The organism is Streptomyces sp. yr375, from assembly GCF_900110755.1.
In the GTDB taxonomy this organism is placed as follows: Bacteria; Actinomycetota; Actinomycetes; order Streptomycetales; family Streptomycetaceae; genus Streptomyces.
Map to the genome: position 1 here is coordinate 406258 of NZ_FOFF01000002.1, position 12268 is coordinate 418525.

The 12268-nt window shown below is 69.1% G+C and carries 13 protein-coding genes and 1 pseudogene; 7 read left to right on the forward strand and 7 right to left on the reverse strand.

What is annotated here, in order from left to right; genetic code table 11:
* Positions 1-3: 3 nt before the first annotated feature.
* Positions 4-618 (reverse strand): TetR/AcrR family transcriptional regulator, encoded by a 615-nt coding sequence (locus BMZ82_RS04320; RefSeq protein WP_037750410.1) that lies wholly within the window; start codon positions 616-618, stop codon positions 4-6.
* A 383-nt stretch (positions 619-1001) separates the two neighbouring features.
* Between BMZ82_RS04320 and BMZ82_RS04325 the strand changes: the two genes are divergently transcribed.
* Positions 1002-1409, forward strand: a complete 408-nt coding sequence (locus tag BMZ82_RS04325; protein ID WP_177244375.1) for an MFS transporter — start codon at positions 1002-1004, stop codon at positions 1407-1409.
* An 83-nt stretch (positions 1410-1492) separates the two neighbouring features.
* Here BMZ82_RS04325 and BMZ82_RS41575 read toward each other — a convergent pair whose 3' ends face one another.
* The 5 genes and pseudogenes from BMZ82_RS41575 to BMZ82_RS04345 form a co-directional block, all read right to left on the reverse strand.
* Complete coding sequence (locus BMZ82_RS41575) at positions 1493-1672, reverse strand: hypothetical protein (RefSeq protein ID WP_256251751.1); 180 nt, start codon at positions 1670-1672, stop codon at positions 1493-1495.
* Positions 1673-1814: 142 nt separating this feature from the next.
* Positions 1815-1958, reverse strand: a pseudogene (locus BMZ82_RS41580) (transposase); the annotation flags it as partial.
* Positions 1959-2289: 331 nt separating this feature from the next.
* Positions 2290-3267 carry a formylglycine-generating enzyme family protein gene (locus tag BMZ82_RS04335; RefSeq protein ID WP_093771766.1) on the reverse strand — a complete coding sequence of 326 codons (978 nt, stop codon included), beginning with the start codon at positions 3265-3267 and terminating at the stop codon, positions 2290-2292.
* On the reverse strand, positions 3264-4004 hold the full coding sequence (locus BMZ82_RS04340) for a GntR family transcriptional regulator (RefSeq protein WP_093771768.1): 741 nt from the start codon (positions 4002-4004) through the stop codon (positions 3264-3266). Before BMZ82_RS04340 ends, BMZ82_RS04335 begins: the two co-directional genes overlap by 4 nt.
* Before the next feature lie 46 nt (positions 4005-4050).
* On the reverse strand, positions 4051-5574 hold the full coding sequence (locus BMZ82_RS04345; protein ID WP_093771770.1) for a sulfatase family protein: 1524 nt from the start codon (positions 5572-5574) through the stop codon (positions 4051-4053).
* 88 nt (positions 5575-5662) lie between these two features.
* On the opposite strand from BMZ82_RS04345, the gene BMZ82_RS04350 reads away from it, so the two are divergent.
* The 6 genes from BMZ82_RS04350 (at position 5663) to BMZ82_RS04375 (ending at position 11614) form a co-directional block, all read left to right on the forward strand.
* A complete protein-coding gene (locus BMZ82_RS04350) occupies positions 5663-6655 on the forward strand; it encodes a nucleoside hydrolase (protein ID WP_093771902.1) in 993 nt (330 codons plus the stop codon).
* On the forward strand, positions 6655-7656 hold the full coding sequence (gene add / locus BMZ82_RS04355) for an adenosine deaminase (protein WP_093771772.1): 1002 nt from the start codon (positions 6655-6657) through the stop codon (positions 7654-7656). Before BMZ82_RS04350 ends, add begins: the two co-directional genes overlap by 1 nt.
* A gap of 154 nt (positions 7657-7810) precedes the next feature.
* Complete coding sequence (locus BMZ82_RS04360) at positions 7811-8800, forward strand: ABC transporter substrate-binding protein (protein WP_177244376.1); 990 nt, start codon at positions 7811-7813, stop codon at positions 8798-8800.
* Positions 8797-9603 carry an ABC transporter ATP-binding protein gene (locus BMZ82_RS04365; RefSeq protein WP_093771776.1) on the forward strand — a complete coding sequence of 269 codons (807 nt, stop codon included), beginning with the start codon at positions 8797-8799 and terminating at the stop codon, positions 9601-9603. Before BMZ82_RS04360 ends, BMZ82_RS04365 begins: the two co-directional genes overlap by 4 nt.
* Positions 9582-10361 carry an ABC transporter permease gene (locus BMZ82_RS04370; protein ID WP_093771778.1) on the forward strand — a complete coding sequence of 260 codons (780 nt, stop codon included), beginning with the start codon at positions 9582-9584 and terminating at the stop codon, positions 10359-10361. Before BMZ82_RS04365 ends, BMZ82_RS04370 begins: the two co-directional genes overlap by 22 nt.
* A gap of 98 nt (positions 10362-10459) precedes the next feature.
* Positions 10460-11614 carry an esterase-like activity of phytase family protein gene (locus BMZ82_RS04375; RefSeq protein ID WP_218159008.1) on the forward strand — a complete coding sequence of 385 codons (1155 nt, stop codon included), beginning with the start codon at positions 10460-10462 and terminating at the stop codon, positions 11612-11614.
* Between the two features lie 287 nt (positions 11615-11901).
* Here BMZ82_RS04375 and BMZ82_RS04385 read toward each other — a convergent pair whose 3' ends face one another.
* On the reverse strand, positions 11902-12114 hold the full coding sequence (locus tag BMZ82_RS04385) for a hypothetical protein (RefSeq protein ID WP_093771782.1): 213 nt from the start codon (positions 12112-12114) through the stop codon (positions 11902-11904).
* Positions 12115-12268: the final 154 nt, after the last annotated feature.

Here is a 12268-nt window from a genome sequence, read left to right on the forward strand (position 1 = left end):
GCGTCACTGGTCAGCGCTGCGGGCACCCTCGTTGGCGAGTTCCAACAGGGCGCCGAGAGCCCTGAGGCCACGCGCCATGTCGATGCTCCTGTCGTACTGCCAGAGCAGCTGAAGACCATCCACCGCGGCGATCATCAGCTGGGCCAGATCGCCGGGATCCACCCCGGCGGGGAGTTCACCCAGCTCCTGGAGGTGACTCAGGGAGTCCCGGCCGAGGTCCTGGCTTTGCTCGTAGCGCTCCCGGAAGTACTCGTGAGAGGGGTGCTCGGGGGCCGTGGCGTCCGCCGAAAGGTTCGAGTACAGCGTCACCAGTCCCGGAACGGCGGCGTTGCGATCCACCAGGGCGGCGAGGCGCTCGATCATCGCGGCTGCCGTCTCGGGACGCCGGTGCATCTCGTAGGTCTCCGCGTCGACTTCGTCGCGTCGGCGGAGCACCTCGGTGAGCAGCTGCTCCTTGGTGCCGAAGTGGTGGACGAGTCCGGTGATGCTGAGGTTCGACGCCTCGGAGAGCTCACGCAGGGTGGCTCCGCCGAACCCGCGTTCGGCGATCACTTTGAGGGCGGTGGCGAGGATCTCCTCACGCTTCGCGAGTCCCTTGGGGTACGAGCGGCGGGTCATGGCCCCGAGATTGCTCGACGGCGACATCTTGCGGATAAAAAACCGTAAGGTTTACTGTTTCTCTCCAGTGGCAGGGACGTCGACTTTCGGCCAGCCATGTATCTGGCACCAGCAGACACCTCTTCGTTCAGCGACGAGCGATCGGGGCAACGCATGACAGCGACTTCCTCCACTGACGTGTCCGACAGCGGTCCGTCACCTTCTGAGCCCGCCTCGACCGCCCAGGTGCTCGCGCCGACCGAACCCGGCACCTCCCCGAAGTACCTGCGCGGTCGCGTCCTTCGGCGCTATGCGCTGGGTAAGGAATCGCGCTCGCCGCGTTCTCCAGCATCTGGGGAGGAGTCGGCACGCTGCTGCTCCCCCGCCAGGTCCAGACGCTGGAGGTGGCCAAGTTCTTCACAGGCCGCGATGCCGGTACGGATCTCCAGAAGCTCACCGCGCTCAAGAACGCCGTTACCGCCGGCACGGCGACGGCGACGCCGGATGAGAGCCGGCTGCTGGGAATCCTGGCAGACTTCGACGCCGGCCGGGCGGAATCCCTGGCGCTGGTCGCCTCCATCGGACTGGTCGCGACGAACGTCTGGCAACCGCTGATCGGAGTCTTCTCCGACCGTACCCGGACCCGCATGGGCCGTCGCGCACCGTGGATCCTCCTGGGCTCGCTCGTCGGCGCCGCGTTTCTCGTCGCGGTCCGCTTCGCGCCGACCGTGGCCATCCTCGTGGTGCTGTGGGCCATCGCCTCGGTGGCGCTGAACGAGGCCGTGGCCTGCGCCGAGGTGTCCGGGCGATGAGCCGGTGGCTCGACGCCCGTGACCGACCAACGCGACCGACAGATACGAAGGAGTCTGATTCGAAAATCCAACCTTCCCGCAGGTCACCCCGCGTCCGCTGATTGGAGGGACACTTGATAGCCGAGCATGTTGAGCTGGCTGACCAGACGTCGTGTCTGCCGCGTCCGGCCGGTTCGCTGGAGGAAGTAGTCCGCTCCGAGGTCGGTGTACTCGGCGTCGTTGGTGAGCATGTGCCAGATCGAGGCCAGGATCGTGTGGCCCACTGCGACCAGGGCGCGCTTCTTCCCGCGGCGGATCGCGATCCGTTTGTAGCGGGACGCGAGGTAGGTGTTCTTGCTGCGGGCTGCGGGCTGCGGGCTGCGGGCTGCGGGCTGCGGCCGTGGCGGCGAGGCCGAGCGCGCTCTTCAACCACGGGTCGCCGGGCCGGGACTTGCCGGAGGTGTGTTTGCCGGCGGACTCGTAGTTGCCCGGACACATCCCGGCCCACGAGGCCAGGTGGGCGGCCGAAGGGAAGCGGGTCATGTCCGCGCCGATCTCGGCCAGGATCATCTCCGCCGAGCGGGTGCTGACGCCGGGGATGGTGGCCAGCAGCTCGATCTGCCGCCGAAACGGGGCGAGTTGGCGGGTGATCTCCTCGCTGAGGCGGGCCTCGGATACGCCCGGTTCCTGGTGGACGCGAGCGACCTGGTCCGCGCGGGCCGCAACGAGATCCACTCAACCAGGCCATCAGCCAAACCCGCCGACTCCTCCACGCCATCGGACACGCCATCGAACCCGCCGAGACGCAACTGACCACCCTCGGCGATCTCACCAACCTCACCGCACACCTGGGCATCCCCAAACCGGAGATCAAGACGGCGAGTTATTGATCGGCAAGCCCTCAACTACCCGTCCTTGGGGCAAGGTCCGTCTGAGGTACGAAGTGGCACGGCTGGGCATGGGGCTCCTCGGCAACCGTGCGAAATCCGGTATTCGCGGTTGAGGAGTCGGCGGTGTTGGCCGACCTGGCCGAGTTCCTGTAGCGGTTGCAGTACGAGTCGTGACACAGGAACGATCCGCCCCGCATCACCCGTTGCCGAGGTGCGGGTGTGTTCCGGTCCCAAGGGTCTGCGGACCATTCCCATACGTTCCCGACCGTCTGCCACAGGCCGAAGCCGTTCGGCTCGTAGGTGTGGACGGGGGCGGTGGAAAGCCAGCCGTCGTCACCGGTGTTGCGGCTGGGGAACGTGCCCTGCCAGATGTTGCAGCGCCAGCGGCCGTCGGCGAGGAGTTCGTCCCCCCATGGGTAACGTTTGCGGTCGAGGCCACCGCGCGATGCCGCCTCCCACTCGGCCTCGGTGGGCAGTCGCCGGCCGGCCCAGGCGCAGTATGCCTGTGCGTCGTTCCAGCTCACGTGGACGACGGGATGATCCAGCCTGCTGTCCACATGCGAGGCCGGGCCCTCCGGGTGCCGCCAGTCCGCCCCTCGCACTCCGATCCACCACGGTGTGCCGGGCGCACGGCCCACGACGGCGCCGGGCGGGCCGCTGAAGAAGGGTTCGAAGACGGCCGAGTAGCCGAACGTCTCCGCCTCTGTCTCGTACCCGGTCGCGGCGACGAAGGCGTCGAACGCCTCGACGGTGACAGTTGTCGCATCGATGTCGAAGGCGTTGACCATCTGCGGGCGTGGCGGTCCCTCACGGTCGCCGGGGAACCCGTCGCCGTGGAAATCACCCATCATGAACTCGTGTCGCGGCACGTGCGCCTGCGCGACTGGGTGCGTGCCGTCCGCGGCGGGGACGACCGGGCGGTCGGCCGACTCGCGCGGATGGTCGATGCCGTCCCGGGCGGGTGTGCAGCAGTGGTGCTCGTTTTTCACTGCGTCTCTCTCGAGGACCTGACCAGGACGGTCGCGAAGACCTCGGTGTTGTAGTGGACCTCCGTGCACTCGATCACCGTCCCGTCTTCGCCGTGGGTGTTCTGTCGCGCGCGCAGGACCGGTCGGCCCGGTTGCAGGTTCAGGGCCGCGGCGACCGGTGTCGGCGCGGCCACGGCCTCCAAATATGCCTCGTCCTTGACCGCACGGGTGCCGTGCGCCGCCAGCAGGCTCGGGAGGTTCTGATCGGGGTGGGCCAGTGCTGTGGGATCGAGCCCGTTACCGGCGATGGCCGTCGGCAGGTAGTCGACGAGGTATACGCCGGGGTTGTGGTCGATGACCAGCGTGCGCTCGATGTGCCAGACGTCTTCGGTGGCGACCATCGACTCGGCGACCCACGAGGGCGCCGTCCCCGTGGTTGCGCCGAAGCCGCGGATCTCGACGTCGAAGCCGGCGGCACGGATGCGCTCGGGAAGGGATCCGACGACTCCCACATCGACGTAGATGCTGCGGAACGCCGTCGGACCGGTACCCGCAGGCGGTTCGGCGATGAAGGTGCCGTTCCCCCATCGGCGGGTGACGAGGCCCTCGTGCCAGAGTTGACGGAGCGCCGAACGAACCGTGACCCGGCTGACCCCGATGCGCGTCGCCAGATCGGACTCACCGGGCAGGCGGTCACCCGCGCTCCCCTCGCGAATGAGGTGGAGGATGCTCAGGCGAGCGTGGTCGACGCGGTTCACAGAGAACTCCTCGGGGCGGTCGGCGCAGGCCGGCGGACGACGGCGATCACCAGGAACCTAGCCGGTAGAGCGACCGGGGCGTGTTCGGGTACGTGTCGCGGACGGTGGCCTCGATGAGCCGCGCGCGCAGCTCGTCGCACTCCGCGCGGTACGCAGGGTCCCCGGCCAGGTTGACCCGCTCGTCCGGATCCGCCGCCAGGTCGAACATCTGCTCCCCGCCGCCCTCGAAGTACCGGGTGTACCGGTGCCGTTGCGTGCGGATCGTGCGGGCCCAGCTCGAGGGCGAGATGTCCATGTGGCTGTTGTTGGACTGGACGAGGACCTCGTCGCGCCACTCGTCTCCGGCACCCGCGTCCGCGGTCAGCAGCGGAAGCAGCGAGCGGCCGTGCAGCATGGAAATCGTGTCCGTGCCACCGGGACGGCCGACGGGGAGGGCGGGCGGGTCGATCCGGGCCCAGTCGTAGATCGTCGCGGTGATGTCCGTGTGCTTGACCAGCTCGCGGCGCACCGAGGGCTTCACCGAGGGGGCGGCGATCATCAGGGGAACGCGGATGCACGAGTCGTAGTGCCGCTCCCACTTGCCCAACAGGCCGTGATCGTGCAGGAGTTCGCCGTGATCGGAGGTGAAGACGAACAGGCAGTCGTCCAGGCGTCCGGTCTCCTCCAGGACGCGCCGAAGCCGCCCGATCTCGTGGTCGAGGTGCGCCAGGTCGGCGAAGTAGAGCTGTCGCTCACGGCGCCAGTCGGAGTCGTCGTACGACGCGCTCTTGTACCGCTCCTGCGCGAAGTACGGTATCGGGTCCTGCTGCCATTCGGCCGGGATGGGCTCCGGGATGGCATCGACATGGACCCGGTCGACATAGTCGGCCGGCGGTGTGAAGGGGTTGTGCGGCTGCACGTAGCTGACCTGGGCGAACACGTCGCCGTCCGGGGTGTGACGCAGGAACTCACAGGCGCGGTCGGTGATCCAGGCGGTCTGTGAGACCTCGGCGGGCAGCGGCAGCTCGTAGGCCAGTTGGGCGGTCTGCGGGTAACGGCTCTGCGCGTCCAGGATCTCGTCGCGGAGGTTCTCGTGGTCGGGTCCGTAGTCCTCCAGCTCGGGCACCATCGTCATCCACACCGTCGCCTTGGCCGCGTCGTACCACTGCGGGTGCGTCTCACGGACCCAGTCGAGCCAGGCGCCGGCCCGGGTGTCCTCGGTGTTGTCGACGACGTCGAATCCGTACGGCCGGTAGTCCGGGGCGATCGCCTCCAGTTGGGGAAGGAAGTGGAGCTTCCCGAAGGCCGCGGTGGTCCAGCCGGCGCTCTGCAGCGACTGCATGAACGTCGGCACCGCGGGGTCGAGGCGGTACCCGCACTCGCCCACGCCGTTGGCCGACGAGGAGATCCCGGTCGCGATGCTCGCCCGCGCGGGAGTGCACACCGGGTTCTCGGTGAACGCGTGCCGGAACTCGGCCCCCTCCGCCCGCAGGCGACGCAGTTCGGGCAGGTCGACCACGCCGTCGTCTGCGGCCTCGACCCACTTGGCGGCGAGCTGGTCGACCATGGCCAGGATGATCGTGCGCGGCATGGAAGTCTCACTTCCTGGAGAGGTATAGACGTCTACAACAATGCAGGCTACCGTACACCCGAACCTGAGCCTCACCCTTTGGACCGAGATGACCCGAGTTCACCCCGGCCCGCGCGACGCGGGGCCGATCAAGACGTATCTGGACTGCGACACCGGCATCGACGACGCGATGGCGCTGCTCTACCTGCACCACCGGCCCGAGGTCGACCTGCTGGGGGTGGGGACCGTCAGCGGCAACGTGACGTCGGCGCAGGCGGCGCGCAACACCCTGGCGCTGCTGGAACTGGTCGGCAGCTCCACTCCGGTGGCGGTGGGCGAACGCGACCCTCTCGCCCAGGCCTTCGCAGGGGGCGCCCCCTCGGTGCACGGGCAGGCGGGTACCGGGAACGTCCAGCTGCCGCCGCCGGCGAGGCTGCCCCACGAGCTCGACGCGCCGGACCTGCTGATCCGGCTGGCACGCGAACATCCGGGCGCCCTCAGGGTGATCGCGACGGGTCCGCTCACGAATCTCGCGGTCGCGCTGCGGCGCGAGCCCGAACTGCCGGGCCTCGTGGGCGAGGTGACGATCATGGGTGGTGCCGCACTGGCGCCGGGCAACATCACCCCGGCCGCCGAGGCCAACATCGCGGGCGACCCCGAGGCGGCCGCGGCGGTGTTCGCGGCGGACTGGCCGCTGACGATGGTCGGCCTCGACGTGACGATGCAGCACCGGCTCACCGAGGAGCACCGCGGCAAGCTGCTCACCGGGGAACACGAGCCCGCGCGCGTCATCGGGCAGATGCTCGACCGGTACCTCGACTTCTATGTCGGCATCTTCGGAGTGCGCGGTTGCGCGTTGCACGACCCGCTCGCCGCGGCCATAGGCGTCGGCCTCGTCGTGCCGTCGCTCGCCCCCACCGTGCGCGTCGAGGTCGACACCACCACCGGGCCGGGGCGAGGCGGCACGGTCGCCGATCTACGCGGGCAGTACGTCGACTACCCCGCGCAGGAGGGTGCGAACTGCCGGGTCGTGCTGGCGGTGGACGACGCGTTCGCCGACGACCTGGTGGCGACGCTCCTGCAGATCCCCGGGGCCGGCTGATGACCGACACGCGCGCCGCGTTGACGAGCCTTCCCAAAGCCGAACTGCACGTGCACCTCGAGGGCACCCTGACCGCGTCCACGCGATCACGGCTCGCCGCCCGCCATGGGGCGCGGGACCCGCTCGCGGGCGTGGACCTCGGCGCGGAGTGCCGGTGCTTCGCCGGGTTCGCCCGCGTCTACGCGGAAGGTTCGACGGTGCTGCGCACGGCGGCCGACTTCGCCGACGCCGTGGACGCCTACCTGGCCGAGGCGCACGGTTACGGGGTCAGGCACGTCGAGTTCGCCGTCGATGTCCAGACGCACCACCGGCGCGGCGTGCCCCTGGGCTCCGTGGTCGACGGCGTGTGCGAGGGCATCGACCGCTGGCGGAGCCGAGGCGTGTCGGGCGGAATGATCGCCACCCTTGATCGCCAGGACAGCGGCAGTGCCGAAGACGTCCTTCGTTCCCTCCGGCCACGCCGCGACGACGTACTGGGGATCGGTGTCGCGGGCGACGAGCGGGCGGGCGCCCCGACGGCGTTCGCGAAGGAGTTCGCCGCCGCCCGGGACTGGGGATGGGGGCGCACCGCGCACGCCGTCGCCCCTGACCACATCGAAGCCGCCCTGGAGGCCTTGGGCGTCGACCGGGTCGATCACGGATTCCGAGTCGCCGAGCGAGCGGACCTCGTCGATCGGATGATCGGCCAGGACATCGCGCTGGCGGCCTGCCCGGTGACCAACGTCCTCGTCGGCCCGGTGCCGAGCCTGAGCGCTCATCCGCTGCCACGGCTGATGAGGCTCGGTGTCAGGGCGTCCCTCTCCACCGACGACCCCGCGTACTTCGGCTGTGGGCTGGAGGACGTCTACGCCGCCGCTCTGAACGAGATGGGTCTGCGACTCGAGGAACTCGTCGAGTGCGCGGTCACCTCGGTGGACAGCTCGTTCGCGACCGTCCGGCGAAAATCCGAACTGCGTGCGTCCATCGACTCCTGGCGCGATGCACACATGCCGACGCCCTGAGGCCAAGCCAAGCCAAGCCAGGCGGAGCGGACCGGGCACGCACGAGCCGGTTGCCGTCAGTGCCGACGGAACACACCGATTCTCGCCGGTCCCCGGCCCATGTCACGTAGAGCAGAACTGTGCGCAGCCGCGTACTCAGACAGGAGAACGGAACATGAGACACACGCCGCGTTTGATCGCGCTCGGACTGAGCACGATGCTCGCTGTCCTGTCGCTGGGAGCCTGCAGCTCGTCGTCATCGGGCAGTGGGGACGGCAACGAGACGGTCACTGTCGCGGGCGACGGATACACGCTGGGCGGAGAGGCCTACATCGGGAAGGCGAAGGGCTACTTCTCCCAGGAGAAGCTGACGCCCAAGGTCCAGACCTTCGCCACCGGTCTCGACGGCATCAAGGCGATGATCGCCGGCCAGGTGCAGTTCTCCTTCGGCCTGGACTTCGCCGCGGTGTCCACCGCGACGAAGAACGTCGCCATTCTGGGTACCGTCGGTGCGCCCAGCGCGGCCGGCGGCTACAACCAGATGTTCTTCAGCAAGGGCATCACGTCGCCGGGCCAGCTCGCCGGCAAGAAGATCGGGGTCCTGGCCGGAACCGCGCAGGAGTACGTGACCGACAAGTGGATCGAGAAGAACGGGCTGGCCGGCAAGGTCCGGACGGTCGAGCTGCCGGGCCTGTTCGAACTCGTCGGCGCGTTGAAGTCCGCACAGGTCAACGCCGCGTTCGTGTACGCCGACGGCGCCACGTCCGCGCAGCAGGACAAGAACCTCTTCCGCTACGGGGACGACGCCGGCCTGCTGAAGGTCCAGGGCATCTACCTGCTCACCCTTCGCAAGACGGTGACCGAGCATCCCGAACTGGTGGAGAAGATGCTTCGGGCGCTGAAGAAGACGACCGATTTCATGGCCGCCGACCCCGATCAGTCCGGTGAGATCCTCGCCAAGGCCGTGAAGGGCGGCGACGCGAAGTCGCTGGCTGCCCAGATCAAGCTCGACAACCCGGCGCTGAACCAGACGGACGCCCAGACAGCCGCCCTGTTGCAGATCGAGACGTTCCTCAAGTCGAGCGGCAAGATCACCGACGACGTCGACGTCAAGGCCGGCATGGACCTCGGGCCGCTGCACAACGTGCTCGGGTCGAAGAAATGAACGAACCGAACATGACGAAGTCCGGGGCTGCGGCCCTGAGCCTCTCCAAGGTCGGCATCACCTTCGGCAACGACGAATGGGTGCTGAAGGACGTCGACCTGGAGGTACCCGAAGGGCAGTTCTTCGTCCTGGTCGGCCCGAGCGGGTGCGGCAAGTCCACGCTGCTCAAGCTCTTCGCCGGCACGCACGCGGCCTCGCAGGGCGAGGTCCGGGCACAGGGCAGGCCCGTCGTCGCGCCCGGGCCCGACCGGGCGGTGGTGTTCCAGGGAGTCGACAGCCCGCTGATGGAGTGGCTCACCGTCCGGGGCAACGTCGAGTTCGCCCTCAAGCTGTCCGGCGTGCCGCGGAGCAAGCGGCCGAACATCGCCACGGAGTATCTGGAGAAGGTCGGCCTGCTGCCCGCCGCCAAAAAATACCCCGACCAGCTCTCGGGCGGCATGAAGCAGCGCGTGCAGATCGCCCGCGTACTGGCGGTGGAACCGCAGACCATCCTCATGGACGAGCCGTTCGCGGCACTGGACGCCCAGAGCCGGCGGTTCCTCCAGCGCGAACTCGTCCGGCTGTGGTCCGAGAACCGGCGAACCGTCCTCTACATCACCCACGACGTGCGAGAAGCCGTGCTCCTGGGCCAGCGGATCGCCGTCATGACGGCGCCGCCGCAATCAGGGATCAAGACGGTCGTCGACGTGCCACTGCCCTACCCGCGAGACGAGTTCGACAGCGCCTTCGTCGACATCATGCACGAAGTGGACGCGGCGATCTCCGAGGAGGTGACCAAGCTGTGGGAGCGCGGCGCGGTGTGAAGTTCCTGCTGATGGGCCTGTCGGCGGTCAGTGTCGTGGCCGGGCTCGTCGCCTGGCAGCTCGGGGCGCGCGGTGCCGACCCGACCCTGTTCCCGACTCCGGACGCGGTCTGGAAGGCCACCCACGAGGCGGTCTCCGACGGCTCGCTCTGGAGCAACATCGCAATCAGCGTGCGGCGTGTGCTCGAGGGCTGGCTGCTCGGCAGCGCGATCGCGATCCCGCTGGGCGTCCTGGCCGGCACCTCACGGATCGTGCGCGCCATCCTGGATCCGTACATCCATTTCTTCCGCGCCGTCCCGGCGCTGGCGCTGGTGTCGCTGTTCCTGCTCTGGTTCGGCATCGGCGAGACGTCGAAGGTGTACCTCATCGCGTGGGCCTGCATCTTCACCGTGATCGTCACCACGGCCGAGGCCGCCTCAGGAGTGTCACGGGACAAGATCGACGCGGCGCGCTGCTTCGGTGCCAGCCGCAGCCAGACCCTGTGGCAGGTGATCGTGCCGGCGACGGTGCCGGGCATCTTCACCGGAATGCGACTGGGGCTGTCGACCGCGTACCTCGTTGTCGTCGCCTCCGAGGCCCTCGCCGCCAACAGCGGTATCGGCTGGCTGGTGTGGAATGCCCGCACCTACTTCCGCACGGACCAGATCTTCCTGGGCGTCTTCTGTTTCGGCGTGCTGGGATTCGTCTCCGACCGTGTCTGGCGGCTCCTGGGGCGCACGGTGTTCAGCAGGTTCCTGCGCGCGAGGGGCACCTACTGATGCCTTCGCCCAGGCTCCGCCCTGTGGTCACCATCGGTTCGATCGACGAAGACGTCAAAGCGAATGACGAAGACGTGAAGGCGAACATGGAGGAAACCATGCCGACGCGCCGTACCGCGCATCGCCACATGCCCACCCGCGGCCGGTCCGCCGCCGCGCTCGCCGCTCTCGTTCTCGCCGCGAGTGCCGCGGTCGTACCCGCGTACGCCACCGAGACGCCCGGCACATCGCCGTCCGCTGCCCGCGCATGCGCTCCCGACGCCCATGTGACGGGCTACAGCGACGCGCTCGACAAGCGGACCCTCGACGGTGTCGGCATCGGCGGCCTGTCGGCACTCGCCTACGACTCCCGAAACCGGGCCTGGGCGTCCGTGATGGATCACAGCCCGTCCGCCCGGCTGTGGTTCTTCACCCGCCCGGAAGACCCGCGGGCCACCGGCACGCTGGTCCTGAGGCAGCCCGACGGAACGCCCTATGGGAACAACTTCGACGGCGAGGGCTTGACCGTGCTGCCGGGCGGCGACTACCTGGTCTCCTCCGAGACCGAGCCGTCCATCCGGATCTTCGGCCGCGACGGCGTGGAACGCGACCGTCTGGAGGTGCCGGACCGGTTCCGCGTGGCCCCGGACGGCGAGGCGTCCTTCAACGCCACTCTCGAAGGACTCACCGTCTCTCCCGACGGAAGGTCCGTCTACGCGGCCATGGAAGGGGCTCTCAGCGGCGACGCACCGGCCTCCGGCGAGGCGCGCGACCGGCGCATACTCGTCTACCGCGCCGACCGGCACGGGAAGTACCGGCTGGACCGGCAGATCGGTTACCAGGTGGACGCCGGAAACCGCGTCGCCGAGGTCACCGCATACGGCAGGACCGGACTGCTGGTCCTGGAAAGCTGGTGGCAGGAGGGCGTGGGCAACAAGATCAAGGTGTACGGCGTCCCGGACATCCGTCGGCCCGTGGACGTCTCACGCACCGCGAACCTGTCGACCGTGCCCGCGGGAGAGCTGGCCACCAAGAAACTGGTGGTCGACGTCACCTCCTGCCCCACGGGCGGTGCGACCAACCCGGGCCCGCAGATCAACCCGCTGCTGGACAACTACGAAGGCATGGCTGTAACCCCCCTACCTGGGCGGCATGGCGCCGCGACACTGCGCCTGATCAGCGACGACAATCTCACCAGTACCCAGGTCACCCGCCTCCTCACGCTAACGGTGCACCTGCCGACCGCCGCGAAACAGGTGATCGCCGCGCATTGAACTGGGATGGGCGGAGCGGCATGATCGCCGCTCACGACGAGCGGACGGGCGCGACGGCCTTCCGTCGCCGTCCGCGCCGTCCGCGCCCGGCCGACCCTTGACGACGAGGCGCTCGTCCGGCGCGGTTTTGTCGCCTCACCCGTGGACCGGCTGGCCGGCATCGAGGACCAGCCCGAGCCGATCCGGCGATCGTCGCGGCCGGGCGGAATCTCCCTGCGGCGCGTCGCCCGCCAGTCCGTCCATCCGGGTGTCCCCGAGGCGGCTGTGGCGCCGGGCGAGGTGGACGCCTACCTGGCGGGCTCCGCGTCGGCGGAGAGTCTGCGGTCGGGACGGCCGGTGCTGTAGAGGTGCGTGCCGGTCACGTCCTGGGCCCGCCGGATCAGTTCGGGCTGCCAGGTCGCCGCCTGCGCCCAGGACGTGGGGAACTGCGAACCGCAGGCGTCCAGAGAGCCGTTGATGCCCTCGTTGTGGACCAGCGCGCCGATCCCGAACGGGGACACCTCGCGTACGACGGCCCGGACCGCGGCCGGTCGCCCACGCAGGCTGTCGGCGTCGTCACCGAGGACCCACGCCGGGGAGAGATGTCCGACGCCGTGCGGACGCGGCTCCCGAAGGCGGCTCGCGTCGACGGTGGGGCTGACGCCCGCGCCGTCC

What these genes read in the sequence shown, in the direction of transcription:
- BMZ82_RS04320 (WP_037750410.1), bottom strand. Translation starts at nt 618, where the DNA reads ATGACCCGCCGCTCGTACCCCAAGGGACTCGCGAAGCGTGAGGAGATC.
- BMZ82_RS04345 (WP_093771770.1), bottom strand. Translation starts at nt 5,574, where the DNA reads ATGCCGCGCACGATCATCCTGGCCATGGTCGACCAGCTCGCCGCCAAG.
- BMZ82_RS04350 (WP_093771902.1), top strand. Translation starts at nt 5,663, where the DNA reads ATGACCCGAGTTCACCCCGGCCCGCGCGACGCGGGGCCGATCAAGACG.
- add (WP_093771772.1), top strand. Translation starts at nt 6,655, where the DNA reads ATGACCGACACGCGCGCCGCGTTGACGAGCCTTCCCAAAGCCGAACTG.
- BMZ82_RS04360 (WP_177244376.1), top strand. Translation starts at nt 7,811, where the DNA reads ATGAGACACACGCCGCGTTTGATCGCGCTCGGACTGAGCACGATGCTC.
- BMZ82_RS04365 (WP_093771776.1), top strand. Translation starts at nt 8,797, where the DNA reads ATGAACGAACCGAACATGACGAAGTCCGGGGCTGCGGCCCTGAGCCTC.
- BMZ82_RS04375 (WP_218159008.1), top strand. Translation starts at nt 10,460, where the DNA reads ATGCCGACGCGCCGTACCGCGCATCGCCACATGCCCACCCGCGGCCGG.